Origin of the sequence: Streptomyces sp. MJM8645 (genome assembly GCF_001625365.1) — a bacterium.
Lineage (GTDB): Bacteria > Actinomycetota > Actinomycetes > Streptomycetales > Streptomycetaceae > Kitasatospora.
In genome coordinates this window covers 370,093-396,926 of sequence record NZ_LJJF01000001.1, presented here as the reverse complement: position 1 = coordinate 396,926, position 26,834 = coordinate 370,093, and the positions used below count along the sequence as shown (strand labels likewise).

At 75.0% G+C, this 26,834-nt stretch carries 23 protein-coding genes; 11 read left to right on the top strand and 12 right to left on the bottom strand.

Features of this window, described 5'->3' with window-relative positions; all coding sequences use genetic code 11:
- Positions 1-160: 160 nt before the first annotated feature.
- Positions 161-1,702, bottom strand: coding sequence for an ATP-dependent DNA ligase (locus tag A6F73_RS01550; RefSeq protein WP_063346070.1), 1,542 nt, complete (start codon positions 1,700-1,702; stop codon positions 161-163).
- A 214-nt stretch (positions 1,703-1,916) separates the two neighbouring features.
- Here A6F73_RS01550 and A6F73_RS01545 point away from each other — a divergent pair, with 214 nt between their 5' ends.
- The 3 genes from A6F73_RS01545 (at position 1,917) to A6F73_RS01535 (ending at position 5,236) form a co-directional block, all read left to right on the top strand.
- Positions 1,917-2,384: a GNAT family N-acetyltransferase gene (locus A6F73_RS01545; RefSeq protein ID WP_063346069.1), complete on the top strand. Its 468-nt coding sequence runs from the start codon at positions 1,917-1,919 to the stop codon at positions 2,382-2,384.
- A 175-nt stretch (positions 2,385-2,559) separates the two neighbouring features.
- On the top strand, positions 2,560-3,597 hold the full coding sequence (locus tag A6F73_RS01540) for a CAP domain-containing protein (RefSeq protein ID WP_063346068.1): 1,038 nt from the start codon (positions 2,560-2,562) through the stop codon (positions 3,595-3,597).
- A gap of 118 nt (positions 3,598-3,715) precedes the next feature.
- On the top strand, positions 3,716-5,236 hold the full coding sequence (locus tag A6F73_RS01535; RefSeq protein WP_063346067.1) for a sigma-70 family RNA polymerase sigma factor: 1,521 nt from the start codon (positions 3,716-3,718) through the stop codon (positions 5,234-5,236).
- Positions 5,237-5,253: 17 nt separating this feature from the next.
- On the opposite strand, the gene A6F73_RS01530 is transcribed toward A6F73_RS01535, so the two are convergent.
- Complete coding sequence (locus tag A6F73_RS01530) at positions 5,254-5,490, bottom strand: hypothetical protein (protein WP_063346066.1); 237 nt, start codon at positions 5,488-5,490, stop codon at positions 5,254-5,256.
- 310 nt (positions 5,491-5,800) lie between these two features.
- Between A6F73_RS01530 and A6F73_RS01525 the strand changes: the two genes are divergently transcribed.
- On the top strand, positions 5,801-6,901 hold the full coding sequence (locus tag A6F73_RS01525) for a hypothetical protein (RefSeq protein WP_063346065.1): 1,101 nt from the start codon (positions 5,801-5,803) through the stop codon (positions 6,899-6,901).
- 347 nt (positions 6,902-7,248) lie between these two features.
- On the opposite strand, the gene A6F73_RS01520 is transcribed toward A6F73_RS01525, so the two are convergent.
- The 3 genes from A6F73_RS01520 to A6F73_RS01510 form a co-directional block, all read right to left on the bottom strand.
- A complete protein-coding gene (locus A6F73_RS01520; RefSeq protein ID WP_063346064.1) occupies positions 7,249-8,106 on the bottom strand; it encodes a hypothetical protein in 858 nt (285 codons plus the stop codon).
- On the bottom strand, positions 8,093-8,617 hold the full coding sequence (locus tag A6F73_RS01515; RefSeq protein WP_063346063.1) for a SigE family RNA polymerase sigma factor: 525 nt from the start codon (positions 8,615-8,617) through the stop codon (positions 8,093-8,095). The genes A6F73_RS01520 and A6F73_RS01515 overlap by 14 nt, the downstream gene beginning before the upstream one ends.
- Before the next feature lie 384 nt (positions 8,618-9,001).
- Positions 9,002-10,522, bottom strand: a complete 1,521-nt coding sequence (locus tag A6F73_RS01510) for a M1 family metallopeptidase (RefSeq protein ID WP_063346062.1) — start codon at positions 10,520-10,522, stop codon at positions 9,002-9,004.
- A 319-nt stretch (positions 10,523-10,841) separates the two neighbouring features.
- On the opposite strand from A6F73_RS01510, the gene A6F73_RS01505 reads away from it, so the two are divergent.
- Positions 10,842-11,732, top strand: a complete 891-nt coding sequence (locus A6F73_RS01505; protein ID WP_244293253.1) for a carbohydrate kinase — start codon at positions 10,842-10,844, stop codon at positions 11,730-11,732.
- Here the strand turns inward: A6F73_RS01505 and A6F73_RS01500 are convergent.
- Entirely contained in the window at positions 11,729-12,250 is a 522-nt protein-coding gene (locus A6F73_RS01500; protein ID WP_079135345.1) for a GNAT family N-acetyltransferase, read from the bottom strand. The two genes, A6F73_RS01505 and A6F73_RS01500, sit on opposite strands and share 4 nt — an antisense overlap.
- 229 nt (positions 12,251-12,479) lie before the next feature.
- Here A6F73_RS01500 and A6F73_RS01495 point away from each other — a divergent pair, with 229 nt between their 5' ends.
- The gene (locus A6F73_RS01495; RefSeq protein WP_244293252.1) at positions 12,480-13,457 is read left to right on the top strand and encodes a polysaccharide deacetylase family protein; all 978 of its coding nucleotides are present in this window, start codon (positions 12,480-12,482) and stop codon (positions 13,455-13,457) included.
- Between the two features lie 72 nt (positions 13,458-13,529).
- On the opposite strand, the gene A6F73_RS01490 is transcribed toward A6F73_RS01495, so the two are convergent.
- The 3 genes from A6F73_RS01490 to A6F73_RS01480 all read right to left on the bottom strand — a co-directional run bounded on the left by A6F73_RS01490 (position 13,530) and on the right by A6F73_RS01480 (position 16,226).
- Positions 13,530-13,967: a YchJ family metal-binding protein gene (locus A6F73_RS01490; protein WP_063350854.1), complete on the bottom strand. Its 438-nt coding sequence runs from the start codon at positions 13,965-13,967 to the stop codon at positions 13,530-13,532.
- A 69-nt stretch (positions 13,968-14,036) separates the two neighbouring features.
- Positions 14,037-15,587, bottom strand: a complete 1,551-nt coding sequence (locus A6F73_RS01485; RefSeq protein ID WP_063346060.1) for an FAD-dependent monooxygenase — start codon at positions 15,585-15,587, stop codon at positions 14,037-14,039.
- A gap of 27 nt (positions 15,588-15,614) precedes the next feature.
- Positions 15,615-16,226 carry a TetR family transcriptional regulator gene (locus tag A6F73_RS01480; protein ID WP_063346059.1) on the bottom strand — a complete coding sequence of 204 codons (612 nt, stop codon included), beginning with the start codon at positions 16,224-16,226 and terminating at the stop codon, positions 15,615-15,617.
- 257 nt (positions 16,227-16,483) lie between these two features.
- Here A6F73_RS01480 and A6F73_RS01475 point away from each other — a divergent pair, with 257 nt between their 5' ends.
- A complete protein-coding gene (locus A6F73_RS01475; protein ID WP_159398309.1) occupies positions 16,484-16,882 on the top strand; it encodes a cytochrome C oxidase subunit I in 399 nt (132 codons plus the stop codon).
- A gap of 92 nt (positions 16,883-16,974) precedes the next feature.
- On the opposite strand, the gene A6F73_RS01470 is transcribed toward A6F73_RS01475, so the two are convergent.
- Positions 16,975-18,597 (bottom strand): ubiquinol-cytochrome c reductase cytochrome b subunit, encoded by a 1,623-nt coding sequence (locus A6F73_RS01470; protein ID WP_063350853.1) that lies wholly within the window; start codon positions 18,595-18,597, stop codon positions 16,975-16,977.
- Positions 18,598-18,992: 395 nt separating this feature from the next.
- Between A6F73_RS01470 and A6F73_RS01465 the strand changes: the two genes are divergently transcribed.
- The 3 genes from A6F73_RS01465 (at position 18,993) to efeB (ending at position 22,942) form a co-directional block, all read left to right on the top strand.
- On the top strand, positions 18,993-19,316 hold the full coding sequence (locus A6F73_RS01465; RefSeq protein WP_063346057.1) for a hypothetical protein: 324 nt from the start codon (positions 18,993-18,995) through the stop codon (positions 19,314-19,316).
- Between the two features lie 207 nt (positions 19,317-19,523).
- Complete coding sequence (gene efeU, locus A6F73_RS01460) at positions 19,524-21,614, top strand: iron uptake transporter permease EfeU (protein WP_063346056.1); 2,091 nt, start codon at positions 19,524-19,526, stop codon at positions 21,612-21,614.
- On the top strand, positions 21,614-22,942 hold the full coding sequence (gene efeB, locus A6F73_RS01455) for an iron uptake transporter deferrochelatase/peroxidase subunit (protein WP_079135342.1): 1,329 nt from the start codon (positions 21,614-21,616) through the stop codon (positions 22,940-22,942). The genes efeU and efeB overlap by 1 nt, the downstream gene beginning before the upstream one ends.
- Positions 22,943-23,066: 124 nt before the next feature.
- Here the strand turns inward: efeB and A6F73_RS01450 are convergent, their stop codons facing one another.
- Together A6F73_RS01450 and A6F73_RS01445 are read right to left on the bottom strand one after the other, a co-directional pair.
- The gene (locus A6F73_RS01450; RefSeq protein WP_063346055.1) at positions 23,067-24,452 is read right to left on the bottom strand and encodes a HAMP domain-containing sensor histidine kinase; all 1,386 of its coding nucleotides are present in this window, start codon (positions 24,450-24,452) and stop codon (positions 23,067-23,069) included.
- Entirely contained in the window at positions 24,449-25,132 is a 684-nt protein-coding gene (locus A6F73_RS01445; RefSeq protein WP_063346054.1) for a response regulator transcription factor, read from the bottom strand. Before A6F73_RS01445 ends, A6F73_RS01450 begins: the two co-directional genes overlap by 4 nt.
- A 214-nt stretch (positions 25,133-25,346) precedes the next feature.
- Between A6F73_RS01445 and A6F73_RS01440 the strand changes: the two genes are divergently transcribed.
- Complete coding sequence (locus tag A6F73_RS01440; RefSeq protein WP_063346053.1) at positions 25,347-26,816, top strand: glutamate synthase subunit beta; 1,470 nt, start codon at positions 25,347-25,349, stop codon at positions 26,814-26,816.
- The last annotated feature ends 18 nt before the right edge of the window (positions 26,817-26,834 follow it).

The window sequence follows — 26,834 nt, the reverse complement described above, 5'->3', positions numbered from 1 at the left end:
TCCGGCGGCCGCCTCTCGTTGTCATTGCCAACCTAACCGCCACCCTTGCGTCCACGGAGGGGCGATGCGGGGATCGTCCAGAATGGCCGATTCGGTTCGGAGCCGGTCCAGCGCCGCCGCAAAGGGGTTTGAAATTGACGTTACTCCGCCAAAGGGCGGCTCACAGCCCCTCGGCGGCGGCGATCTCCCGGACGGTGGCGACGGTGTCGGCCTCGGCCGCGCCCTTGTCCGGCCGGTAGCGCACCACCCGGGCGAACCGCAGGGCCAGCCCCGCCGGGTAGCGGGGGCTGCGCTGGAGACCGTCGAAGGCGATCTCGACGACCAGTTCCGGCCGGACCCGCACCGTCCAGTCGTCCCGCCCGCTCTCGCGGGCGAGGAGTTCGGCGGTCTGCCAGGCGAGCGTCTCGTCGGTGAGGCCCTTGAAGGTCTTGCCGAGCATCACCCACGGGCCAAGCCCGGGCTCGCCCGCCGCCCGGGCGCCCAGGTGCAGATTGCTGAGGAGGCCGCGCCGCCGGCCGCTGCCCCACTCGGCGGCCAGCACCACCAGGTCCAGCGTGTGTCGGGGCTTCACTTTTATCCAGCCGGCACCGCGCCGCCCGGCCGCGTACCCGGCCGTCGGGTCCTTGACCAGGACGCCCTCGTGACCGCGGGCCAGGGTCTCGCGGAAGAACTCCAGTGCCCGCTCGCCGTCCCCGGTCTCGGTGCGGGGCACCCGCAGGCCCTCCGGCACCGCCCCGTCCAGCGCCGCCCACCGCTCCCGGCCGGGGCGGTCCACCAGGTCCTCGCCGTCCCGGTGCAACAGGTCGAAGAAGAAGGCGCTGAGCGGGACTTCGGCGCGCAGCCGCTCCGGATCCCGCCGGGAGGCGGTGCGCGCGGCGGTCTCCTGGAACGGGCGCGGCCGCCCGTCGGGCCCGAGTGCGATCGCCTCGCCGTCCAGCACCGCCGAGCGCAGCGGCAGCGCGAGCGCCGCCTCGGCCACCTCGGGGACGCGCGCGGTGATGTCGTCCAGACCGCGGGTGAACACCGCGACCTCCGCGCCGTCCCGGTGCACCTGCACCCGGACGCCGTCCAGCTTCCACTCCAGCGCGGCCGGGCCGGTGCGCTCCAGCGCCGAGGCCACGTCGGGCGCGGAGGCGGCCAGCATCGGCCGCACCGCCCGGCCCACTTCCAGCCGGAACGCGGCCAGCGCGGGCGCCCCGCCGGTCAGCGCCGCCTCCGCCACCGCCCGGGCGGAGCCACGGAACATCAGCGCCCGGCGCACCGCCGCCGCGGGCACCCCGGCGGCCTGGGCGACGGCGTCGCCGACCAGCGCGTCCAGCGCGCCCTGGCGCAGCTCGCCGACCAGCACCGCGCGCAGGAACGCCTGCTCGACCTCGGTCGCTCGGGCGAACAGCCCGGCCAGCAGCCGCCGCCGCTCGGCCTGCGCGCCGGGCCCGTGCACCCCGGCGATCCGCTCCAATTCCCGTTCGGTCTCCCGGACGCCGAGCGAGGCCTCGGCGGCGGGCGGCGGCAGGTCGCGCAGGCCCGCCGGGCCGACGCCGGTGCGCAGCCGCTGCGACTCGCCCGACAGCAGGCCCACCGCCGCCGGGGCCTCGGCCGGGCCCAGTGCGCGCAGGCAGTCCGCGAGCAGCGCCGTCTTGGCCCGCCGTCCGGGCTCGGCGGCGACGGCGCGGGACGTCTGGGCCAGGTGCCGCAGCCGCATGGCGCTCCTCGGGTGGTGCGTGGCCGGGCGTCCAGGATCGGCCACCCGACCGGCCGGCGCACGGCGGGCGGCGCGCCCGTACCGCGCCGGAGTGGAGTGCGCGGACGGCCGGTCTTGGCCGTGGTGGAGTTCGGCGCGGAGCCGATGGCCCGTCATGCTGGCGCCACACCGCGGCCCGGCGACCCCGGGGCCCGCCCGACCGAGGGAGACCGAGTTGACCACCACGACCCGCTGGAGCGTCGGCGCGCCGGAGCGCGCCGACTACCCCGCCTGGCGCGAACTCTTCCGTGGCTACTGCGCGTTCTACCGGGTGCCGATGCCGGAGGAGAAGGCCGAACTGGTCTGGTCCTGGCTCCACGACCCGGACCACGAACTGGAGGGCCTGCTGGTCCGCGACGGCGACGGCACGCCGGTCGGGCTCGCCCACTACCGCCCCTTCGCCCGCCCCCTGCACGGCGCCGTCGGCGGCTTCCTCGACGACCTGTTCGTCGCGCCCGAGGTGCGCGGCGGCGGAGCGGTGGACCAACTGCTGGCCCGGCTGCGGGCGATCGCCGCCGAGCGCGGCTGGAACACCGTCCGCTGGATCACCGCCGACGACAACCACCGCGCCCGCAGCAAGTACGACCAGGTCGCCACCCGGACCATGTTCGTCACCTACGACATGGCCCCGGACGCCCCGTGACCCGCGTGCGGGTGGCCTGAGGGCGGGCCTCGGGAGCGGGCCCCGGGTGCGGCCGCGGCCGGCCCGTGATCCTGCCGCCGGACATTCGTTCGGACTTTCTGTTATCGGCGCGCCGCCGGGCGGTCTCCCAGGTGTCGGCACCCGACCCGCCGACCCGGACAGAAAGCGTGGGCACGTGAACAGCGACGACAGGACGACCATCCTCCCGGCGATCGGTGCCGAGAGCGGTGCACGGAGCGGAGCCTCCGGCCGACCCGGCGGCCGCTCCGCGCGCCGGGCCGCCCAGCGGCACACGGAACGCCCCGGAGGCCGGGGCCGCCGGGCCCGACGGCGCGGTCCGGTCGGCCCGGTCGCCGCCGTCGCCGCCGCCGTGGCCGGCACCGGACTGCTCGCCGCCCTGGTCGGCGCCGGCTACGCGGCCTACGGCGGCAAGCAGGCCGACCGGGACACCACCGGCCAGGCGATGGCGGCGGACGCCGCCCTGATAGCCGCCGAGGCCGGCACCCACGACGGCATCCAGGTCCCCGGCGCCGGGGGAGCGGGCCCCGACGTCGCCGCGCCGCCGGCCACCCCGGCCACCTCGGCCGCCACCGACCCGGCGTCGGCTCCGGCCAGTGCCGCCGCGACCACCCCCGCCGCCCCGGCGTCCCCGACAGCCCCGGCGACCGCGAGGGCGACGCCGACCCCGACGGCCACCGGGAAGCCGGGCCCGAGCACGCCCGTGACCGCTCCCGCTCCCGCCAAGCCCACCGGTACTCCGGCCGCCGCGCAGCGCACCGGGGCCCCTACGAGCGCCTCGGTGCCCACCCCGGTCGGCGGCGGCGCCGCGCCCTCCTCCGCCCAGCAGGTCGTCGACCTGGTCAACGTCGAACGCGCCAAGGCCGGCTGCGGCCCGGTCAGCGCCGAGCCCCGGCTGGCCAGCGCCGCCCAGTCGCACAGCGACGACATGGCGGACCGCAACTACTTCGACCACGCCAGCCCCGACGGAGACCACGCCGACCACCGCATCGAGGCGACCGGCTACCGCTGGAGCACCTGGGGCGAGAACATCGCCCGCGGCCAGAAGGACCCGGCCGCGGTGATGGAGTCCTGGATGAACAGCCCCGGTCACCGTGCGAACATCCTGAACTGCGCGTTCAAGCAGCTCGGGGTCGGTGTGCGGACCGGTTCGGGCGGCCCCTGGTGGACCCAGGTCTTCGCGGCCCCGGCCTGACCGGCCCTCCGGCAGGGCCCGTTTTCCGATTCCGCGCAAATTGTTGTTATCTGATCACTCACCACAGGTCTCCGAGGAGGCAGCGGCGAACGGAACACGGCAAGACGGAGTGCGGACCATGAACGCTGACGTGCAGAACAGGACCGGGACCACCCTGGTACGCGCGGCCCAGGCGGGCGACCGGCAGGCCCAGGAGGCGCTGGTCGCCGCCTGGCTGCCGCTCGTCTACAACGTCGCCGGGCGCGCCCTGGACGGTCACGCCGACGTCGACGACGTCGCCCAGGAGACCATGATCCGCGCCCTGGACGGCCTGGACGGGCTGCGCGAGCCGGAGTCCTTCCGCTCCTGGCTGGTCGCCATCACCATGAACCAGATCCGTCGCCGCCACGCCGCCGGCCAGCAGCAGCCCACCGTCGGCGGCCTCGACGAGACCTGGGAACTCGCCGACCCCAGGGCCGACTTCACCGACCTCACCGTCCTGCGCCTCGGCCTCTCCGGCCAGCGCCGGGAAGTCGCCGAGGCCACCCGCTGGCTCGACCCCGACGACCGCGAGCTCCTCGCCCTCTGGTGGCTGGAGGCCAGCGGCGAACTCACCCGCGCCGAACTGGCCGAAGCCCTCGACCTGACCCCGCAGCACACCGCCGTCCGCGTGCAGCGGATGAAGAAGCAGCTCGAAGCCGGCCGGATCGTCGTCCGCGCCCTCGGCGCCTACCCCCGCTGCCCCGAACTCGCCGACGTCACCACCGGTTTCGACGGCACCCCCAACTCCGTGTGGCGCAAGCGCATCGCCCGCCACATCCGCGGCTGCGCCACCTGCGACCGCCTCGGCCGCGACCTCTTCCCCGCCGAAGGGCTGCTGGCCGGCCTCGCCCTGGTGCCGATCCCGCTCGGATCGCCCGCGCTGCTGCACTTCCAGCACACCGCGGCCACCGTCGCCACCGCCGCCCCGACCGCCGCGAGCACCCACGGCGGCTGGGCCGGGACCGCCGCGCGCAAGGCCGTCCTGGCGAGCGGTGCGGTGGCGGTGGTGACCGTCACCACCCTCGCCCTGGTCTGGTCGCACCCCGCCGAAACCCCGCTGGAGGCGGCCCCCGAACCCACCACCCCGGCCGCCGCTCCCGCCGCCCCGGTGCCCACCGCGACCCCGGCCTCCGCCCCGGTCACCCTGGCGGCCACGCCCACGCCGACCCCCAGCGAGACGGCGACGGCCACGCCGTCACCCACCGCCACCCGGTCGGTGGCCCCGCCGCCGCCCAGCCCGGAGCGCCAACTCGTCGACCTCGTCAACGCCGAACGCGGCAAGGTGGGCTGCGCCCCCCTGCGGATCGACCCCCGACTGCACACGGCCGCCCAGAAGCACGCCGACGACATGGTCGCCCGCGGCTTCTTCGACCACGTCAACCCGGACGGTGTCCGCACCGACGCCCGGCTGACCGCCGTCGGCTACCGCTGGTCCCAGTGGGGCGAGAACCTCGACCGGGGCCCGACGTCCCCCGCCACGGTGGTCGCCCACTGGATGGACGGCGGCATCCACCAGACCAACATGCTGGACTGCGGCTTCAAGGACGTCGGCATCGGTCTGGCCACCGGCCCCGCCGGCACCTACTGGACCCAGGACCTCGGCGCCCAGCTGCCCTGACGCCGCGCTGCTGCGAGCTATGCGGGGGTGACCCCGACCAGTCCGTCGGCCGAGCCCGTCACGTACCCGGTCGCCTCCCCGACCACGCCGCCCGCGTCCCCGACCTGCCCCGGCAACGCGTCCGGCGCACTGGTCAGCGACCCGGACATTCCGTCCTGCCCCCCGACGGCACTGGCGTGCGCACTCGGTGCGGTGAGCGAGGCCACGAAACCCACGGCGAGCGAGGCGACGGCGAGCATGCTGCGCTTCTTCATGGCGGGTCCAACGACGATCCGCCGGGCGGGTTACGAGGGCGGCGGCGGATTCCCTCGTCCGTGGCCGTGAGGCCGGGGCCGTGGCACAGCCGCAGCCCGGTGACGGCCGGTCGGCCGAACGGCGGCGCCGCGGGCGCCGGACGGGCTGCCGGGCCCCGGGCCTTTTCCGGTGGCGGGAGGCGTGGGAGGGCGGTGGGATGGGGAGGGGTCGGGAATGATTCCGGCAAATCGGTTGAATCACCACACTTTCGGTCTCATCGACGTCGGTCTCATCGACCAGGACCCCCCACCGCGACACGAAGGGCACCCGATGCACGCAGCCGAGCTCACGCCAGCCGTCCTCGCCGAGCTGCGCCGCCCCCGGCGCTACCCGGCCGTCTCCGTTCTGCTGCCCACCCACCGCAGCGAGCCCGACAACACCCAGGACCCGGTCCGCCTGCGCAACCTCGTCGCCGAGGCGAAGAACCGGCTGCACGCCGACGAGGCGGTCAGCCGGGCCGACCGGCTGGACGTCGTCGAGCAGCTGGACCGCGCGCTCACCGAGGTCGACCTCGTGCACGCCGAGGACGGCCTGGTGATCTACGCCGCCCCCGGCGAGCACCAGGTGTGGTCCCTGCCGCGCCCGGTGCCCGCCCGGGTCGTGCTGTCCGAGACCTTCCTGACCCGCAACCTGGTCTCCGCCTACACCGCCGGTGCGCCCTACTGGGTGCTGACCGTCGCCGCCGACCGGGTCGCCCTGTTCAGCGGCAGCGGGGCGCACCTGGCCGAGCACACGAGTGCCGCCTTCCCGCTCGACCAGGTCCCGCCGGACTGGGACGTCGAGCGCAAGGAGCGGATCGGGGACGTACCGAGCACCTTCCGCGACGAGGAGACCCGCCGCTTCCTGCGTTCGGCTGACACCGCGCTGGCCGCCGTGCTGGAGGCCGACAACCGCCCGCTGTACGTGCTCGGCGAGGCCGCCGCGATCTCCCTGCTCGACGAGGTCGGCACCGCCGCCAAGCGCGCCACCGCCCAGGTCTCGCGCGGCGGCCTCGGCCATGCCGCCGCCGCCGCGGTGGCCGAGGCCGTCCGGTCCACGGTCGCCGAGCAGGGCAGCAAGGCCGTCACCGAGCTGCACGAGCGCCTCGACCAGGCCCAGGGTGTGAAGGGCCTGGCCGCCGGCATCGACGAGGTCTGGCAGACCGTCGCCGAGGGCCGCGCCGCGGTGGTCGCGGTGGAGGAGGACTACTGGCAGCCCGTCCGGGTGACCGACAACCACCTCGTCCCGGCGGCAGCCGGTGAGCCCGACGTCCGCGAGGACATGGTCGACGAGATCGTGGAGCGCGCCCTCGACACCGGCGCCAAGGTGCAGTTCGTCCCCACCGGCGAACTCGACGCCCGCGGCCACATCGCGGCCGTCCTGCGGTACTGAGCCGCCCGGTACTGACCCGCCCGGTGCGGGCCCGGCAACGGCCGCCGGGCCCGCACCGTCGTGTCACGGCCGCGTCAGGACCGGTGGAACGCCCGCCCGGCAGCACCCGAGGAGACCGACCAGACCCCGGGTATCAGCCCGCCGGTGATCGGCAGGACGTCCGCACCCCGCAGGGCCACCACGCCACCTTCGCCGTTCCGCCGCGCCGTCCACCGGTCGCAGCCCCCGGCACCTGCCCGTCGCCGCTCGCCACCCATGAGAGGACCCCCGTTCTCTGATCGTGCTCGGGACGCTAGCAGGAGCCACTGACACTGAACGCGGGGCGGCCAGCGCGGCCCGGACGGTCCTCAGCGGGTCGTGGTCGGCGAGGGACTGCTCCCCTCGGCGGCCCGGATCGAGTCCAGCACCTGCTGCACCTGCTGGATCGTCACGTGCGACGGCACCCGCATGCAGGCCGTCAGCTGGATCAGCACCAGCGTGCCGGTCCGGGCGACGGCCCGGTGGCCGATGAGTTCCCGGGTGCCGCCGAGCGTGAGGCATTCCTTGTCGAGCGCGATGTCGGAGGTGACGGCCGATGAGGTGGTGAACTTCCCGACCAGGTCCGGTTGGTCCACCAACCGGAGGGTGAGGAGGGCGCCGCCGACGGGCAACAGCGTGTCGCCCGGGCAGGCGATGCCCGCCGTCCGGCAGGGGGACACGGGGCCGATCGGCCCGTTGGCCAGGTAGCCGATGCCGTTCCGGGGGTCGCCGCTGAAGGTGCTCTGGCTGTACCAGCCGCTCGGCAGGTCGAGCGCCACGTTCGGGTACGACGGGAAGTGGACCTGGGACCTGGCCGTCGGCACCATGGTCGGTGTCGCGCTGGCGCCGGCGCCGGCCGTCGGAACGGGAGGCTCCCCGCCCGGCACCGTCTCGGCCGGTCCGGCCGCCACGCTCGGCCCCGCCGCCACCCCGCGCTCCGGCGTGGGCGCGATCGCGGGCGCGGCGGCCAGCGCCGCGGCGACCAGCCCGGCGGTCAGTCCGGCCCCGAGCCCGGCGGCCCGCCGTCGGCGTTGGGTGCCGATGGCGCGGGCGCGTACCCGTTCCATCCGGTCCTCGGGCGTGGCGAGCTCCGGTACGGCCTGGTGGAGCAGGATCCGCAGCTCGTCCTCGCCCTCACCGCCGTCCGGCCTCGGGTCGTCCGGGTCCAGCAGGTCAGTACCGATCACGAGGTCCCCCCGCCAGCAGCAGTTCCCGGGCCGGCAGCCGACCGCGCAGCGCGGCGAGCGCGCGGTGCGTCTGGCTCTTGACCGTGCCGGTGCTGCAGCCCAGGACCTCGGCGGTCTCCTCGACGCTGAGGTCCTCGAAGAAGCGCAGCACCACCACGGCCCGTTGGCGCGGCGGCAGGGCACGGACGGCCTGGGCGACCACCTCTCCGAGCACCACCCCTTCGTACGGGTCCGCGCTGGCCGGCGGCGGCTCCGGCAGTTCGCCGTGCGGCAGTTCGCCGGTCCAGCGGCGGCGCCACCAGGAGACGTTGCAGTTGACCAGCACCTTCCGCAGGTAGGCCTCGGGCCGGTCGATGGAGATCCGGTCCCATTTGGGCCAGACCTTGGCGAGCGCGGTCTGCAGCAGATCCTCGGCCTGGTGCGGGTCGCCGGTCAACAGCCAGGCCACCCGCAGCATCTTCGGGCCGCAGGCGGAGACGAACTCCTCGAAGTCCGGTGTGCCATCCCTCATCCCGCCGTCCCCGCCATGGTGTCCGTGCCGTCCCTGTCAGCCGTGGCGGCCTGCTGGGCCGCGATCGTGGTGTCCTACTCACAGCTGATGAACGTGCTGGACGGTGTTCCGGGTTGTCTTCCGGGCGCGGGGATTTTCGGCCGGCCGGCGCGGGGAGGTTGGACGGCCCGCGAGCCGGCCGGGACTCGGCCGGGCGGCGGGCGGGCCGTGGGCACCACGATGGCCCCGTCGGGCCCGTCCGGCCAGAGGCGCTCACGGGGCGTCCGGGTGCACGATGCGGCGCGCCAGGGGCGTACGGGTGGGACGCAGGGGGCGGCGGACCGCGGATCGGGCGGGCCACGGATCAGGCCGGACCGCGGATCGGGCCGGCCGGGCGACGGTGGGTCAGAGCGTCCCGGAGCCGTGCGGCGCCTCGGTGGGGACACCGCGGGCGGCGGCCGCCGGGTCCGCGGTCACCGGGGCGACCGTCCAGTCGGGGTGGCCGGGCATCGGCGGGGTGCGCAGCCCGTACAACCAGTCGGTGAGGAAGCCGGAGAGGCCCTTGCCGGAGACCTCGGAGGCGGCGCGCAGGTAGTCCTGGGTGCTGGCGGTGCCGTACCGGTGCTCGCGCAGGAAGGTGCGCTCGATCCGGTCGAAGGCCTCGGCGCCGACCCGCTCGCGCAGCGCGAACAGCACCAGCGCGCCGCCGGTGTAGCGCTGGCTGTCGAAGAGCTTGGCGGCGCTGGGAGCGGCGACCGGTCCGGAGTCGTGCCGCCACTGGTCGCCGAGGCGGTAGAGGGCCCGCATCCGGTCGACCAGGGTGGTGTGGCCCCAGGCGTCCGGCCAGCCGCGCTCGTAGCGGTAGACCAGGGCGTAGTAGTCGGCGTGCCCCTCGTTGAGCCACAGGTCCGCCCAGCTGGCGGGGGAGACGCTGTCGCCGAACCAGGAGTGCACCAGCTCGTGCATCTGGTGCGAGCCGATCGCGGACTCGGGCTGGCGCAGGAAGCCCGGCTTGTAGAGGGTGAGGGTCTGGGTCTCCAGGCCGGTGAAGCCGAACGCGGCCGGGTCGTCGGTGTCGGCCGGCAGGAGGCCGTAGGTCTCGAAGGGGAACGGCCCGAGGTGCTGCTCGGCCCAGGTCAGCTGGTCGGCGGTGAGCGCCAGGGCGGGTTCGAGTTCGGCGGCCCGGGCGGTCGGGACGACGTCGCGCAGCGGCAGGCCGTGCGGGCCGGTGCGCTCGCGGACGGTGTAGTTCCCGACGGAGACCTGCACCAGCTCGGTGGCCATCGGCTCGCGGGAGGCGTACCGCCGGGTGGTCCGGCCGTCGCCGAGCCGTTCGGTCTGCGCCAACTCCCCGTTGGCGACGCCCAGCAGGCCGTCGGGCGCGGTGACGGCGATGCTGAACCGGGCCTTGTCGCTGGGGTGGTCGTTGCACGGGAAGACGGTGTGCGCGCTGTCCGGCTGGCCGGCCACCGCGAAGCCGTCCGGGGTCGGGACCCAGCCGGTGTGCGGGAGCCTGGCGCGCGGGTCGGCGGTGTACTCGACGGTCAGCCGCGCGGTGGTGCCGCGGTGCAGGGGCCGGGCCGGGGTGATGGTCAGCTTCTCGTCGTGGGCGGCGAACCCCGCCGGGCGCCCGTCGACCCGGACGGCGTGCACGGTCAGGCCCAGCGCGTCCAGCTCCAGGCGCGCCAGGGTGCGGGACGGCCGGGCGGTGATCACCGCGGTCGCGTCGACGGTGCGGGTAGCGGCCCGGTAGTCGAAGGACAGGTCGTAGGCGAGGGCGTCGTACCCGCTGTTGCCGAGCGAGGGGAAGACCGGGTCGCCGAGGCCGTCCGCGGCGGTGGCGGCCCTGGCGCCGGCGGACAGCAGTGCCGCACTGAGCACGAGGGGGAGGACGAGGCCGAGACGGGGCCTGGACAGGGCGATCACCGCACTTCGGGAGTCGTGGCCCCGAGGGGCCTGGCGGCGGTACGTGCGCGACGCACCGGGCACGGACCCTAGCGGACCGGGGCGCCCGCCCGGCGCCGCCGCCCGGACGGCTGTCGACACGAGGCCATCCCCCGGACGGCCTACAGCGATGGCGGGGCCGCCACGCGCTGACTAACGTTCGAAGTGCTTCGCCCCCTGACGGACGAGGCCACGGCCGTCGGAGAACCTGGCCAGGTCCGGCGGCCGTCCTTCATGCCCGGGTGCACCCCGTAGGCTGGCGGCCGAGACGACGCCCGCGTACCGGATGCCAGGAGCCGCCGTGACCAGCCCCGATTCGCACGTTCTGGTGATCGGTGAGTGCGTCGCCGACGTCGTCCGCACGGATGGCGCCCCGGACACCGTCCACCCCGGCGGCAGCCCCGCGAACGTCGCGTACGGCCTGGCCCGGTTGGGGCGGCCCGCCACCCTGCTCACCCAGCTCGGGGACGACGCCAACGGCCGGCTGATCCGGGCGCACCTGGAGTCGGCGGGGGTGGTGGTCCGGGCCGCGGGGGTGGAGCGGACCCCCTCGGCCGTGGTGCGCCTCGACGGACAGGGGCGGGCGCGCTACACCTTCGACATCGGCTGGACGTTGCCGCCGACCGAACTCGCCGAAGCGCCGGGCGCGATCCACCTCGGCTCGATCGGGGCGGTCACCGACCCGGGCGCGGCGGCGGTGCTGGCGCTGGTCGAGCGGTGGCGCGGCCGGTCGCAGATCAGTTACGACCCGAACGTGCGCCCCGCGCTGATGGGCGAGCGGGCGCAGGCCGTGCGGCGGGTCGAGCGCTGCGTGGCGCTGAGCGACGTGGTCAAGGCGAGCGACGAGGACCTGGCCTGGCTCTACCCCGGCGAGGACGCGGAGGCGGTCGCGCGCCGCTGGCTCGCCCTCGGCCCGGCCGTGGTCGCGGTGACCCTGGGTGCCGACGGCGCGTTCGCGCTCACCGCCGGGGGCGGGCACGCGCGGGCCGCAGCCGTTCCGGTGCCGGTCGCCGACACCGTCGGCGCCGGGGACTCCTTCACGGCGGCTTTCCTGCACGCCCGCGCCGCCGGCGCCGACCTCGCCGGCTGCCTCACCCAGGCGGTGACGGCCGCCGCGCTGACCGTCTCCCGCCCCGGCGCCAACCCGCCCTCGACGGCGGAGCTGACGGCCGCCCTGACACAGGCGGGTTAGCCGGCCAGCTCCTTGGCGTACCAGACCTGGGCGTACGGGCCGCTGCTGTAGGCGGGGATCTCGCGGTAGCCGTGGCGGGTGTAGAGCGCGCGGGCCTCGACCAGGTCGAGGCGGGTGTCGAGGACGATCCGCCGGGCGTCGAGCGAGCGGGCGGCCTCGTCGACGGCGGCGAGCAGCCGGGCGCCGCCGCCGGTGCCGCGCAGGCCGGGGCGGACGAACACCCGGGTCAGCTCGACGGTGTCGGCGTCGCGCCGGCGCAGCCCGGCGCAGGACTGGGCCGCGCCGTCGTAGTGGCCGAGCAGGAAGAGCCCGTCCGGTGCGGCGAGGTCGTCGCTGGGGGAGCCGGCCAGCCCCGACTCCAGTTCCTCGGGGGTGCCTTCGCGGCCGAGGTGCAGGCGGTAGTAGCGGTTGGCCACGTCGTAGTAGTACTCGCGCAGTAGGGCCAGGGCCTCGGGTGCGGTGACGTCCGCCGTGGCGACGGACCAGAGGCGGGCGGTGCGGGGCGCGGTGTCGGTCATGGGCGCATGATCGGTGGTCGCCGGCCCGGGCCGCAATCGGGTTTTCGCGCGGGTGCCCGGTCGACTCGGGTGCCCGGCCGGTTCGGGTGCCCGGCTGGTTCGGCAAAGGAAGGGCAAGGGGCCCGGCGCGTCGTTGCCCCGCACGGGTGATGAGGGGATTGGCGGGGGTGCGCTGCGGGGGAGCAGTGCTGCTATGAACAGATCATCAAATCATCGCATTAATGCGGGTTTGAGGGGAATTCAGGGACGCGGCGCCGGTGTGCGGGCGGGTGTGCGGACCGGTCTGCTGGCCACCGTCTGCCTCTCCGCCGTCGCCGCCGGCTGTGCCGGGCCGGTCGACCCCGCGCGGCCGGCTGTCGTCCCGCCCGCGCCGGGTGCCGTGCCCGTCGTCGAACACGGGGTCGGCCGCCCGCCCGAGGCGCTGCCGGTGCTGCCGGGCCTGGCCCGCAAGGAGGAGGAGGCCGGCACCGAGGCGGTCGCCCGCCAGGAGTCGGAAACCGGGGCGGCCCTGGAGACCGCGCACCGATGGGGCCTGGAGGCCCCGCCGCTGAAGGCGCCGCCACGCCCGGCGACCAGGCCGGTACTGGCCCAGTCGCAGGGCGTGAAGCTCAAGGAGGGGCGGCCGCCGGTGGTCTACCGGGTGCCGACCGACGAGAAGGTGGTCTTCCTCACCGTCGACGACGGCTCCGAGAAGGACCCGGAGTTCTCCCGGATGGCCGACGAACTCGGCATCCCGCTCAGCACCTACATCTCCGACTACCTGGCCCGCGAGAACTACGGCTACTTCCGCGACCTGCACGCCCAGGGGGTGGAGATCAACAACCACACCATCAACCACCGCAACCTGAAGGTCCTCGACTACGGGGCCCAGCGCGACGAGATCTGCCGTCAGCAGGACCAGCTGGAGAAGCAGATCGGCGTCCGCCCCCGGCTGTTCCGGCCCCCGTACGGCGAGTACAACGACGACACGCTGCGCGCGGCGGCGTCCTGCGGGATCCAGGCGGTGCCGCTGTGGAACGAGGAGGCCTTCCCGGACCACATGGAGTGGCGCTACGACGACCGGAAGCTCCACCCGGGCGACATCATCCTTACCCACTTCCGGGGCGTCGACCTCTGGAAGGCCTCGATGCCGGACCTGCTCCGCAAGGTCGTCAACGACGTCACCGCGCAGGGCTTCGCCCTCGGCCGGCTGGACGACTACCTGTAGGAGTTCGCCCGTCGAGGACCCCGAGGACCCCGAGGACCCCGAGGACCCCGAGGACCCCGAGGACCCCGAGGGTCAGCTGAGCGAGAGTGCGTCGAGGTACACCCAGGCGCCCTCGTGCCGGACGAACCGGCTGTGCTCGGTGAGCACGCCCTGCTCGCGGCCCTCGGTCCAGTGCGCCCGGAAGGCGACCGTGCCCTCCGCGTGGAAGGCGCCGCCCTCGGTGGTGGACACCACCTCCAGGCCGGTCCAGCGCAGCGCCGGGTCGAAGTCCACCTCGGCGGGCCGGGTGTCCGGGTGCCAGGTGCGCAGCAGGTACGCCTCGTCCTGGGCGGCGAAGGCGCTGTACCGCGAGCGCATCAGGGACTCGGCGGTGGTGGCCGCCGTCTGGCCGCGGTGCAGCCGCCCGCAGCAGTCGCCGTAGGCGGCGGGCAGGCCGCAGGGGCAGGGGGAGGAGGGCAGCAGCCGGGGCGCGGAGGCGGCGGCGCGGGGCGCGGGGCGACGTGGGGACATGCGGTCCATTCTCTCCCCCCGGCCCCGGCCGCCCCGACCGGGGCCGGTGGGGCGTCCGGGTGCGGGTGCTCAGCAGCGGGCGGAGTCCGGTTCGCCGAACCAGGCGTGCAGCGCGCGCAGCAGCCCGTCCGGATCCTCCTCCCCGGGAGCGGCGGCCCAGGCGACGTAGCCGTCCGGGCGCACCAGCAGCGCGCCGGCGGGCGGTTGCGGGCAGTCGGCCGTGAGCACGTCCACCCGGCCCTTCCAGCCGGCCGCGAGGTCGGCGAGCCGTGGTGAGCCCCCCGCGAGGTCGAGCAGCAGGGCCCGGCCGCTGCGGGCCAGTTCGGCGAGCCGGGTGGGGCCGGCGGCGGTGGTCAGCGGGAGGTCCGGCGCGAAGCCGCCGGCGAGCGGGTGCGGGCAGTCGGTGTCGTACCGGACGTCGCTGCCCGCCATGAGCGCGGCGATCCGCCCGAGGTTGTCCTGGTACGCGAGCAGTTCGCCGAACAGGGCGCGCAGGGCGGTGACGGCCGGGCCCGGGGACATCAGGGCCATCTGGGCCTGCGAGTGCATGAAGACCCGTTCGCCGACGGGGTACCGCTCGCGGTGGTAGCTGTCCAGCAGGCCGGGCGGGGCCCAGCCCTGGAGGTCGGCGGCCAGCTTCCAGCCGAGGTTCGCGGCGTCCTGGAGGCCGAGGTTGAGGCCCGGACCGCCGGTGGCGGCGTGCACGTGCGCGGCGTCGCCGACCAGCAGCACCCGGCCCTCGCGGTAGCGCTCGGCGAGCCGGGTGTTGTGCCCGACCTGGCGGCGCGGGGTGTGCGCGCCGGGCGTGCCGGCCGGGGCGAGCGGCAGGTCGGCGCCGGTCACCCGGCGGACGCTGGCGCGCAGTTCGTCCAGCGTGGCCGGCACGGTCTCGTCGACGGGCGGGCCGTCCCACTCCATGGTGGCCATCATGGCGAGTTCCGGGCCCATCGGGGCGAGCACGAACACCCCGTGCGCGGTGCGGGTGTGGGTGAACGGGCGGAACGGCGTCGGGCAGCCGGGCAGCAGGACCTCGCCGGTGTCGAGCACCTGCAGCCCCTCGGGCGGGCGCACGTGGGCGATGCGCGCGACGGGGTCGGGCGAGGTGACCCCGGGGAAGCCGATCCCGGCCAGCTTGCGGACGGTGCTGCGGCCGCCGTCGGCGCCGACCAGGTAGCGGGCGCGCAGCCGCTGCGGCCCGTCCGGTCCGTGGACCTCGACGGTCACCCCCGCCTCGTCCTGGGTCAGGCCGGTGACCTCGCGGCCGTGGTGCACGGTGACGCCGAGTTCGCGGGCCCGCTCCGCCAGGGCCTGCTCGATCCGGTGCTGCGGCACCGGCAGGGCGTACAGCGGGTTGCCGTCGAGCTCCCGGAGGTCCAGCGGGAACGCGCCGAACACGAAGCGGGGCACCGGGGCCGGGGCGCCCGGGCCGCCGAGCCGCTCGTATAGGCCGCGGTGGTCCAGCAGCCGGATCACCTGACCGACCAGCCCGTTCGCCTTCTGTTCCGACGAGCGTTCGGCCAGCCGGTCCAGCACCACCGGCCGGACTCCGGCCAGCGCCAGTTCGCAGGCCAGCATCAGCCCGTTCGGGCCGGCGCCGGCGATGATGACATCGTGGGTCATGGTAGATCCCCCTGTGCGACGGTGAGTTCACGAGGACGACGGTTCGGGGAGGCCGGCCGCCAGCTGCCGCAGCGCCTCCGCCAGGAGCGGTTGCAGCGGTACCGGCGGGTCGGCGCGCAGCCATACGTCGCTGGCCGCCCTGAGCGCGGCCAGGACGCCGGCGGCGACCAGTCTGGGGTGGAGGCCGCCGGGGTCGGCCCCGGTCCGGGCGGCCACCGCCGCGGCGAGCCCGGCCTCGGCGTCCGCGCCGGCGCGGGCCAGCTCGGCCTGGAGGGCCGGTTCGCGCAGCAGTAGCCGCACCGCGGCGGTCCACCGCGGGTCCGGCTGCTCCGCCGCGCCGTCGAAGGGTGCGAGGGTGGCCCGGGTGAGCGCCTCCCAGAGAGGTTCGGCCAAGGGCCGCTCGCGCAGCGCCTCGCCGACGAGCCGGATGCGGTCGCAGTGCCGGGAGACGATGGCCTCGGCCTTGCTGGAGAAGTAGTTGTTGTAGGTGCGCGGTGACACCCCGGCCGCGGCCGCGATGTCCTCCACCCGGACGTTCTCCAGGCCCCGTTCCACCGCCAGGCGCAGTGCGGCCCAGCTCAGTGCCTCCCGGGTCGCGGCCTTCTTCCGTTCCCGCAGACCGATCTGACTCTTCGTCATGCCCACCACTCTCCCCGGAAACCTGCGGGCCGCGCAAGAGTGCGTGGCACGCAACTTTTTCGGAGCCGACACTCCGGGGCGGAGCCGGCCCGGCGGGGTTGCGAGGAGTCGCGCGGCGGCTCGGCGAGTCGCCCTGCCCGCCCGTGTGGTCACTGATAGTAGTGGCCTGGTTGCGGAGCGGTCTCCCGCGCCGGTTCGGCGGGACGGTTCGACAGGGCGTCCCGACAGCACGCCTCGACAGGACATGAGGAGCGGTCATGGGTGGCAGACAGCGTCCGCCGGGAGCGCGGACCCCTCGGCAGGGCCGGCCCGCCGGGGGCGGCCGGGTGAACGCCCGGGCGGAGATCGCCCGGCTGGAGGGCTATCTCGCCTGGGAGGCCGAGGTGGCGGCGGCCGAACGGGACGCCCGGGCCTTCGCCGGGCAGTTCCCGTGGCTGCCCGCCGCGGAGCGGGAGAGCCTGGAGCAGGCCTACGCCGCCGACCGCCTGCGCTACGCCGAGGAGGTCGTCGACCGCGCCGTCGAGCGCTGCCGCCGGCTGGCCGCCCGCTACCGCAGCGAGTGCCGCCGGATCTGCGCCCGCTGGGCCGCGCTCTGCCTCTCCGTCACCCTGGCGGCGGCGCTGTTCGCCGTCGTCCCGGCGGCCCTGCGGGCCTGAGGCCTGAGACCTGAGCCGGGCCGATCCGCCGGCACGCCCGAGGGCCCGCCGCGCCGATGACGGCGCAGCGGGCCCTCGGGCGTGCGCGGGGATCAGTGGTGGCCGTGGCCGCTGCTGATCTCCCGGTGCTCCTCGGCGGTGGGCTTGGCGATCTGGCTGCCCTCGCCGTAGAAGCCGCGGGACAGCTTGGCCCTCGCCCGGGCGAACAGCCCGGCCTTGCGGACCACCCCGTTCTCATCCACCTCCGGCGGCAGGTCCTCCGGCTGCGGCTGCTCGTGCGCGGTGAGGGTGAACATCCGGCCCGGCGGGAGCGGCGCGTGCACCTCGACGAACTCGCCGTGCTGGAGCCGGTTGATGACGCCGGTCTCCCGGCCGTGCAGGACCTTCTCCTTGTCGCGCCGCTGCAGGCCCAGGCACCACCGCTTGGTGACCACGAAGACGACCACCGGCACGACGAAGAAGCCGGTGCGCACCGCGTAGGTGATCGCGTTGATCGACAGCTGGAAGTGGGTGGCGAGCAGGTCGTTGCCGCCGCCGGCCAGCAGGATCAGGTAGAGGCCGATCCAGGCCGCGCCGACGGCCGTGCGCACCGGTGCGTTGCGCGGCCGGTCGGCGATGTGGTGCTCGCCGCGGTCCCCGGTGACCCAGGCCTCCAGGAACGGGTAGCACCAGATGATCAGCAGCACGGTCGGGAAGACCATCAGCGGGACGAACACCCCGAGGTTCAGGGTGTGGCCGCCCCAGACGCTGATCTCCCAGCCGGGCATCACGCGCACCAGGCCCTCGGAGAAGCCCATGTACCAGTCCGGCTGGGCGTCGGTGGACACCTGGTCGGGCCGGTAGGGGCCGTAGGCCCAGATCGGGTTGACGGTGGCGATCGCCGACATGAACGCGACCACGCCGAAGACCAGGAAGAAGAATCCGCCGGCCTTGGCCATGTAGACCGGCATCAGCGGCATGCCGACCACGTTGTCGTTGGTCCGGCCGGGCCCGGCGAACTGGGTGTGCTTGTGGTAGAAGACCAGGATCAGGTGCGCCGCGAGCAGGCCCACCATGACCCCCGGGATCAGCAGCACGTGCACGGTGAACAGCCGCGGCACGATGTCCTGGCCGGGGAACTCGCCGCCGAACATGAAGAACTGCAGGTACGAGCCGACGATCGGCACGGCCAGGACGGCGCCCTCCATGAAGCGGATGCCGGTGCCGGAGAGCAGGTCGTCCGGCAGCGAGTAGCCCATGAAGCCGTCGAACATGCCGAGGAACAGCAGCAGCGCGCCGAAGACCCAGTTGATCTCGCGGGGCTTGCGGAACGCGCCGGTGAAGAAGACGCGCATCATGTGCGTCAGCATCGAGGCGACGAACACGATCGCCGCCCAGTGGTGGACCTGGCGCATCAGCAGGCCGCCGCGCACCTCGAAGCTGATGTCGATGGTCGAGGCGTAGGCCTCCGACATCTGGATGCCCTTGAGCGGGACGTACGAGCCGTCGTAGATGACCTCGCCCATGCTCGGCTTGAAGAAGAGGGTCAGCCAGACGCCGGTGATGATGATGATGACGAAGGTGTAGAGCGCGATCTCGCCCAGCATGAAGGACCAGTGGTCCGGGAAGATCTTGCGCAGATTGGCCTTGGCCAGGGAGTAGATGCCGACCCGGCCGTCGGTCCAGTCGGCCAGGGCCTCGGCCTTGTTCGCGGGGTTGGCGCGCGTGCTGGTCACCGGTCCCGGCTGCGACTGCTGGTCGGTTCTCACGACGGGCTCCCCGGCGTCCTCGGCGTGCCGGGCTGGAGGCCCGCCGGCAAAGACGCCGGCCGGCGAAGTGTTGTGATCATGGGACCTCTCGATACGGGCCCGCCGGCTGAACCGGCACGCGGAGCGGGTGACCCACTGGCCCGTTGCTCAGGGTGATGGAGCGCTTACTCTGTCATGCTGTCGGCAGGGGGCCGACTGTGCACGTCCATCGGTCCGTACGGCCGCTCGTGTCGGTCCGTACGGGGGGTCCTGGCGCCTGATCGGCCGCCGGACGGGTGGCGGTGCTGCGCCCGGGTGCCGCTGAACCGTTTCGGCGCGCGCCGCGTCCGGAGGTCGCGCGATCCCGGGCCTACGCTGCGCCAATGGTGGATCACCCTGAACTCTTCGAGGACGTCACCGCGGCCCTCGCCCGCGCCGGGATCGACGCCGGGCCGGGCCCGTCCCTGCTGCGGATCGGCCATCGGCCGCCGGGGGTGGCGGTCGGCTGGTCGCCGGGGGAGGGGCCGGACGGGCCGCCCTCCCGGGGAGCGCGCGAGGCGGTCAGCGGTGCGGCCGCCGTCGTGCTGCGCGAGTGCGGCTACCTGGTCGCCGAGACGGGCTGCGGCGAGCTGCTGGTGACGCCCGCCGCCGCGCCGGTGGCGGTGCCGGCGGAGCCGGAGACGGTGCCGGAGCAGTGGTGGGGCTGAGCCGGGCCGGCTCGGCAGCCCTCATACCGAACCCTTACCTGAACGGGGGGTGCTGTTGACCACGACGGCTCTAAGGTTTGCCTAAGCTAAGTCGAAGCGCCCCGGACCCTCGTGTCCGGGGCGTTCGGCTGTGCCGCGCCGCCGCCACCCGCGGCGGGCCGCCGAGTTCAGGTACGACCCGGGGTGACCGGGGGAGGAGCCCGCTGCATGTGGGATGAGGCGTTTCCCAGCTTTCTGATCGGGCTGCGCGAAGGTCTGGAAGCCGGACTGATCGTGTCGATCCTGGTCGCCACGCTCGTCCGGTTCGGGCACAAGGCCCGGTTGCCGCAGGTGTGGACCGGCGTCGCGGCGGCGATCGCGCTCAGCCTCAGCTTCGGCGCGGTGCTCACCTTCACCGCCGCCAACCTCTCCGGCCACGCCCAGGAGGCGTTCGGCGGGGTGCTGAGCCTGATCGCGGTCGGCTTCGTCACCGCGATGGTGTTCTGGATGCGCCGCTCGGCGCGCACCCTCTCCGCCGAGCTGAAGGAGAAGGTCCAGGCCTCGCTGGCGATGGGCGCCGGCGCGCTGGTGCTCACCAGCTTCCTGGCCGTCGGCCGCGAAGGCCTGGAGACCTCGCTCTTCCTGTGGACCAACGTGCGCACCGCCGGGGAGTCCACCGGGCCGCTGCTCGGCGCGGCCGTCGGCCTGGTGCTCTCGGCCGGCCTCTGCTGGGGCCTGTACCGGCGGGCGCTGAAGATGAACCTCACCCGGTTCTTCACCATCACCGGCGCCGGCCTGATCGTGGTCGCGGCGGGCGTGCTCGGCTACGGCCTGCGCGACCTGCAGGAGTCCGGGCTGGTCGGCGGCGGCAGCTCGTACGCGTTCGACCTGAGCGGCCACCTGGACGCCTCCTCCTGGTACGCCACGCTGGTGCAGGGCACCCTCAACCTGACCGTCACCATGACGGTCCTCCAGGTCGTCGGCTACCTCGCCTACCTGTGCATCGTGATGACGCTGTTCGTCGAGGGCGTCCGCGGCGGCAAGACCGCTCCGGCCCCCGGGAAGGCGGCGCAGGGCGGGGAGGCAGCACAGGGCGAGGAGACGGCGCAGGGCGAGAAGGCCGGGGCGGCCGCGCCCGAGGCCGCCGGGCCGGTGCGGTCCGGACGGCCGCGCTGGGCCGTGCCGACCGCGCTGGTCGCGGTGCCGGTGGTGATCGCCGGGGCCGTGATCGCGGTCAGCGACGGCAAGCAGAGCAGCTCCGCCACCGTGTCCGTCTCCGAGCAGGAGTGCGGCAAGGGCTTCAGCACCCCGCTGCCCGGCCAGCAGGTGTTCCAGATGCACAACACCGGCGACAAGGTCTCCGAGGTCTACCTGGTCAACCCGGCCAGCGGCGCCGTCTACGGCGAGATCGAGGGCCTGGCCCCCGGCACCACCCGCGCGCTGACCGCGACCATCGGCTCCGGCGACTACGCCTGGCGCTGCGTGCCCACCGGCGGCACCTCCGTCACCTCGGCCGCCGTGCACGTCACTGGCGGCGGCCAGGTCAAGGCCGTCAAGCCGGTCGCCGAGGACGACCTCAAGGGCCCGCTCGACGCCTACAAGGACTACGTCAACAAGGGCCTCGCGACCCTGCTGACGCAGACCCAGAAGCTCCAGGCCGACGTCCACGGCGGCGACCTCGCCACCGCCAAGGCCGACTGGCTCACCGCCCACCTCCAGTACGCCTCGCTCGGCGCCGCCTACGGCACCTTCGCCGACCTCGACGGCAAGATCGACGGCCGGCCCGACGGGCTCGCCGACAAGGCCCAGGACAAGGACTTCACCGGCTTCCTGCGCCTGGAGTACGGCCTCTGGCACGGCCAGTCCGCCGCCGACCTGACGCCCGTCGCCGACCAACTGGCCGCCGATGTCGCCAAGCTCGGGCAGGACTTCCCCGGCCAGGACTTCGACCCCGGAGACCTCCCGCTGCGCGCCCACGAGATCCTGGAGAACACCCTCCAGTTCGAGCTCACCGGCGACACCGACCAGGGCAGCGGCACCAACCTGGCCACCACCCAGGCCAACCTGGCCGGCACCCGGGAACTGCTGACCGTCCTGCAGCCGCTGCTCGACGAGCGCGACCCGCAGCTGCTCACCCGCGTCGACGCCGGGATGAAGCGGGTCGGCGACCTGGTCGCCGCCGCCCACAAGCCCGAGGGCTGGACCGCGCTGGAGCAGCTCCCCGCCGACGCCCGCCGCCAGCTCAACGGCGCCACCGGCCAGCTGCTCGAAGACCTCGCCCCCATCCCCGCCCTGCTCGAGATCCGGAAGGCCGCCTGATGACCGACCACACCGCCGCCACCGGAGGCTCCTGCCCGTTCCCGCACGCCGCCGCGCCCGCCCCGGCCGTCGCCGAGGGCGGCTGCCCGGCCGGCCCGGCCCGCCGCAGCTTCGTCCGGACCGCCCTCGGCGCCGGCGCCGGGGCGGCCGTCCTGGCAGGCGGGGCGTTCACCCTGGCCGCCGGCCCGGCCTCCGCCGGGGACAGCCGCCAGGCGAAGAGCGGGGCCGTGCCGTTCCACGGCGACCACCAGGCCGGCGTCACCACCCCGGCCCCCGGCTACGCGGCCTTCCTGTCCTGCCAGGTGATAGCCCAGGACCGCAAGGGCCTGGAGGACCTCCTCAAGACCCTGACCGAGCGGATCCGCTTCCTCACCGCCGGCGGCACCCCGCCCGACCTCGGCGTCGGCGCGCCGCCCGCCGACAGCGGCATCCTCGGCCCCACCGTGCCCACCGACAACCTGACCGTCACGGTCGGCGTCGGCGCCTCGCTGTTCGACGACCGGTACGGGCTGGCCAAGGCCAAGCCGACCAAGCTGGCCCCGATGAAGACCTTCCCCAACGACAATCTGCAGGCCGCCGAACTCCACGGCGACCTCTCGCTGCAGATCTGCGCCGACCGCCAGGACACCGTGCTGCACGCGCTGCGCGACATCACCCGGCACACCCGCGGCGCGATGCAGATCCTCTGGCGGATCGACGGCTTCCAGAACGAGTCCCGCCCGGACGGCGCCCAGCGCAACCTGCTCGGCTTCAAGGACGGCATAGTCAACCCCGACACCACCTCCGCCCGCGAGATGGACCGGCTGATCTGGGTCACCGACGGACTGGGCGAGCCCGCTTGGGCGACCGGCGGCAGCTACCAGGTGATCCGGATCATCCGGATGCTGATCGAGTTCTGGGACCGCGTCACCCTCGCCGAGCAGGAGAAGATGTTCGGCCGCCGCCGCGACACCGGCGCGCCGCTGGACGGCCGCCAGGAGACCGACGCGCCGGACTACGGCAAGGACCCGGAGGGCAAGGCGATCCCGCTCAAGGCGCACATCCGGCTCGCCAACCCGCGCACCGCCGACACCGACACCTCGCGCATCCTGCGCCGCGGCTTCAACTACGACCGGGGCGTCGACAAGGCCGGCAACCTGGACATGGGCCTGGTGTTCTGCTGCTACCAGCAGGACGTGGTGCGGCAGTTCGAGGCCACCCAGACCCGGCTCATCGACGAGCCGCTGGTCGACTACATCTCGCCGACCGGCGGCGGGTACTTCTTCGTCCTGCCGGGCGTGAAGGACAACGCCGACTGGCTCGGACGCGGGCTGCTCGCGGCGCTCTGACGACGGTTTGACGGCGGTCTCACGGCGGCCGACGTGACGCCGGGCCCCGGGCCCCGGGCCCCGGGCGCTGCTGCGCGCCCGGGGCCCGGCGGCGTTGTGCGGACGGCGGTTTCGAGGACACGCCCTACGGGCCGAGGGTGAAGCCGATCACGGCGCCGCCGCCGTCCCGGTTGGCGGCGAAGGCCTCGCCGCCGTGCGAGCCGGCCACCTCGTGCACGATGGCCAGGCCCAGCCCCGAACCGGGCAGGCTGCGCGCGGCGGTGGCCCGGTAGAAGCGGTCGAAGACCCGGGAGAGGTCGGCCTCGTCGATCCCCGGCCCGCCGTCGCGCACCTCGACCCGGCGGCCGCGCACCACCACCTCGATCGGGGCCGTCCCGGCCGGGTCGAACTTGGCGGCGTTGTCCAGCAGGTTGCCCACCGCCCGGGCCAGCGCGTCCGGGCGGGCCGTGACCACCGTGTCGTCGGCGTCCACGGTGATCTCCCGGCCGCTGCGCCGCCGGGCCTGTGCGGCGGCCTCGCGCACCAGCTCGGCCAGCACCAGTTCGGTCGGTTCCTCGTCGGCCTTCCGGTCCGCGGCGAGCGCCACCAGCTCCTCCACCAGCAGCGTCAACTCCCGTGCCTCCTCGGCCAGATCGGCCATCAGTGCTTCCTGTTCGGCGGGCGGCAGGCGGTCCAGGCTGGGCAGGACCGAGAGGTTGGTGCGCAGGCTGGTCAACGGGGTGCGCAGCTCGTGCCCGGCGTCCTGGACGAGTCGGCGCTGGTTCTCCTTCGCCGTGGCGAGCCGGCCCAGCATCCGGTCGAAGGCCCGGCCGAGCCGGCCGACCTCGTCCGTCCCGGCGGCCGGCACCGGAACGTCCAACCGTCCGCTGGCGGCGACGAGTTCGGCCGCGTCGGTGAGCCGGACCAGCCGGCCGGTGATCCGCCGGGCGAGCAGCCAGCCGGCCCCGCCCGCGAGCACCGCGACCACCGCCACCGACACCCCGGTACGGATCCGCAGCGTCGCCAACAGGTGCTCGGTGGGGCCCAGTTGCTGGGCGATCTGGACCGCGCCGCGGCCGCCGCCGAGCGAGACCACGGCCACCCGGTAGGTGTCGCCGTGCACGGGCCGAAACCCGGACGAGGTCCGGCCGGGGGCGTCGGAGCGGGCGAGGGAGCGGTCCTCCGGGGTCGGCCGGAGGTCGATCCGGGCGGTGCCGGGCAGCACCTCCCCGTCGGGGCCGAGGGACTGCGAGGTGACCCGGATCGGGCGCAGCAGATCCTCGCTCAGGCCGCTCGTGCCGTTGAAGTCGCCGGGGAACAGCATCTCCCGGCCGACCTGCTGGTGCACCGCCTGGACGGCGGCGGTGAAGTCGGCGGCCTCGTCGTCCCGGATCAGCCGGGCGGCGGAGCGGTAGCCGAGCGCGCCGATCAGCACCGCGACCAGGGCGGCCATCGCGGCGAAGGCGAGCGAGACGGTGGTGCGCAGCCCCGGGCGCGGCCACAGCAGCCGCGGCCGGCCACGGCCGGTCACGACTCGCGCAGCGTGTAGCCGACGCCGCGGACGGTGTGGATCAGCGGTGTCAGGCCGGGCCGGTCCAGCTTGCGGCGCAGGTAGCCGATGAACACCGCGAGGTTCTTCGAGCCGGGGCCGAAGTCGTAGCCCCAGATCTGCTCGTACACCGTGGCCTGGTCGAGCACCGAGCCCGCGTGCCGGGTCAGCAGCTCCAGCAGGTCGAACTCGGTCCGGGAGAGCTCCAGCTCCTGCCCGGCCCGCCAGGCCCGCCGGGCGTGCGGCTCGACCCGCAGGTCGGCCACCGCGAGGACGCCGCCGCCGGCGGGTTCGGGCGGGTTGCGGCGCAGCAGGGCGCGCAGGCGGGCGAACAGCTCGTCCACGTCGAAGGGCTTGACCAGGTAGTCGTCGGCCCCGGCGTCGAGCCCGGCGATCCGGTCCGGGACCTCGACCCGGGCGGTGAGCATCAGGACCGGGGTGCGGTCGCCGTCGGCGCGCAGGCGGCGGCAGACCTCCAGGCCGTCCGGGCCGGGCATCATCACGTCCAGCACCAGCAGGTCCGGGCGCTGCTCCGTGAGGGCGGCCAGGGTCTGCGCGCCGTCCGCGGCGGTGCTCACCCGGTAGCCCTCCAGCTGGAGGGCGCGGGTGAGGGAGTCGCGGATGGCCCGGTCGTCCTCGGCGATCAGCACGGTGTGGGTCATGGCCCCGATTCTCCCCGGCGCGCCCGCGGCGGCGTCCGGCGGGTCCGGGCGACGGCCTCCGTCGGGTCCCTGGGTCCGCGGGTCCGGGCCCTGCCGGTGGCCGTACCGGCTGCGGCTTTCGCAGCGCCGGGGACGGGCGTACGGTGGCCACACGGTGGCGTGTCCGCCGGGGGTGCCACCGGGTCCTTGTCGGCACACCCCGCCGGAGGCCGCGATGGCAGACCGGATGGCCTTCCTCACCACCCCGCGCGCCGAGCGCGAGCGGCGGGACGCACAGCAGCGGCTGGGGGACTCCCGGGAGGTGTACCGGCCACGGGCGCCGCTGCCGGTGGTGGGCGGGCAGGCGGGCCGCTGCATGGACTGCGGGCTGCCGTTCTGCCACCACGCCTGCCCGCTGGGAAACCTGGTGCCGGAGTGGAACCGGCTGGTGGCGGACGCGGACTGGCGGGCCGCCGCCGCCCGGCTGCTGGCGACCAACAACTTCCCCGAGTTCACCGGACGGCTCTGCCCGGCGCCCTGCGAGAGCGCGTGCGTGCTGGCGATCGACGGCGCGGCGGTGACGATCAAGAACGTCGAGCTGGCGATCACCGACCGGGCCTGGGAAGAGGGCTGGGACCTGCCGCAGCCGCCCGAGCGGAGCGCCGGGCGGCGGGTGGCCGTGGTCGGGTCGGGCCCGGCAGGCCTGGCCGCCGCGCAACAGCTGACCCGGGCCGGGTACGCCACCACGGTGTACGAGCGGGCCGACCGCCTGGGCGGGCTGCTGCGCTACGGGATCCCGCCGTTCCGGCTGGAGAAGCACCGGCTGGACCGGCGGCTCGACCAGATGCGGGCCGAGGGCACGGACTTCTGCACCGGGGTGTCCGTCGGCCGGGACCTCGCAGCCGGGGAACTGCGGGCCGGGTACGACGCGCTGGTGGTGGCGGTCGGCGCGACCGCCTGCCGGGAGCTGGCGGTGCCGGGGTGCGCCCTGCCCGGCGTGCACCAGGCGATCGACTACCTGACCTGGGCGAACCGGGTCGACGAGGGCGACCGCGCGGCCCCGCCGGTGTCCGCCGAGGGCCGGCACGTGGTGATCGTCGGCGGCGGGGACACCGCGGCCGACTGCCTGGGGACGGCGCTGCGCCAGGGCGCGGCCTCCGTCACCCAGCTCGACATCAACCCGTGCCCGCCGGTGGGCCGGGCGCCGGGGCAGCCCTGGCCCGTCCACCCGAAGGTGTACCGGGAGACCACCTCGCACGAGGAGTCGGGGGCCACGGCGGCCGGGCCCCGGGTGTTCGCGGCGACCACGCTCGGCTTCGAGGCCGGACCGGACGGCCGGCTGGCCGCCGTCCGCTTCGCCGAGGCCGAACCGGCCGACCGCAGCCCCCGGGCCGGCACCGAGCGGAGCGTCCCGGCCGAGCTGGTGCTGCTCGCGCTGGGCTTCAGCGGCCCGGAGCCGGACCAGGGGCTGATCGCCCAACTCGGCCTCGCCACCGGCCCGGACGGCGCCCTGGCCCGGGACGACGACTTCGCCACCGGCGCGCCGGGCGTCTTCGTCGCCGGGGACGCCGGGCGCGGGCAGTCACTGATCGTGTGGGCGATCGCCGAGGGGCGGGCGGCGGCCGCGGCGGTGGACCGCCATCTGCGCGGCGGCACCGAACTCCCGGCGCCGATCCGGGCGTCGGCGCGGGCGCTCACGCTCTGAGGGGCGTGCGGGCGCTCA

Bases quoted from the DNA above. Each gene is read 5' to 3' on its own strand.
- A6F73_RS01550 (WP_063346070.1), bottom strand. From the start codon at position 1,702: ATGCGGCTGCGGCACCTGGCCCAGACGTCCCGCGCCGTCGCCGCCGAG.
- A6F73_RS01535 (WP_063346067.1), top strand. From the start codon at position 3,716: ATGAACGCTGACGTGCAGAACAGGACCGGGACCACCCTGGTACGCGCG.
- A6F73_RS01530 (WP_063346066.1), bottom strand. From the start codon at position 5,490: ATGAAGAAGCGCAGCATGCTCGCCGTCGCCTCGCTCGCCGTGGGTTTC.
- A6F73_RS01525 (WP_063346065.1), top strand. From the start codon at position 5,801: ATGCACGCAGCCGAGCTCACGCCAGCCGTCCTCGCCGAGCTGCGCCGC.
- A6F73_RS01515 (WP_063346063.1), bottom strand. From the start codon at position 8,617: ATGAGGGATGGCACACCGGACTTCGAGGAGTTCGTCTCCGCCTGCGGC.
- A6F73_RS01500 (WP_079135345.1), bottom strand. From the start codon at position 12,250: ATGACCGACACCGCGCCCCGCACCGCCCGCCTCTGGTCCGTCGCCACG.
- A6F73_RS01490 (WP_063350854.1), bottom strand. From the start codon at position 13,967: ATGTCCCCACGTCGCCCCGCGCCCCGCGCCGCCGCCTCCGCGCCCCGG.
- A6F73_RS01485 (WP_063346060.1), bottom strand. From the start codon at position 15,587: ATGACCCACGATGTCATCATCGCCGGCGCCGGCCCGAACGGGCTGATG.
- A6F73_RS01480 (WP_063346059.1), bottom strand. From the start codon at position 16,226: ATGACGAAGAGTCAGATCGGTCTGCGGGAACGGAAGAAGGCCGCGACC.
- A6F73_RS01475 (WP_159398309.1), top strand. From the start codon at position 16,484: ATGGGTGGCAGACAGCGTCCGCCGGGAGCGCGGACCCCTCGGCAGGGC.
- A6F73_RS01465 (WP_063346057.1), top strand. From the start codon at position 18,993: ATGGTGGATCACCCTGAACTCTTCGAGGACGTCACCGCGGCCCTCGCC.
- efeU (WP_063346056.1), top strand. From the start codon at position 19,524: ATGTGGGATGAGGCGTTTCCCAGCTTTCTGATCGGGCTGCGCGAAGGT.
- efeB (WP_079135342.1), top strand. From the start codon at position 21,614: ATGACCGACCACACCGCCGCCACCGGAGGCTCCTGCCCGTTCCCGCAC.
- A6F73_RS01445 (WP_063346054.1), bottom strand. From the start codon at position 25,132: ATGACCCACACCGTGCTGATCGCCGAGGACGACCGGGCCATCCGCGAC.
- A6F73_RS01440 (WP_063346053.1), top strand. From the start codon at position 25,347: ATGGCAGACCGGATGGCCTTCCTCACCACCCCGCGCGCCGAGCGCGAG.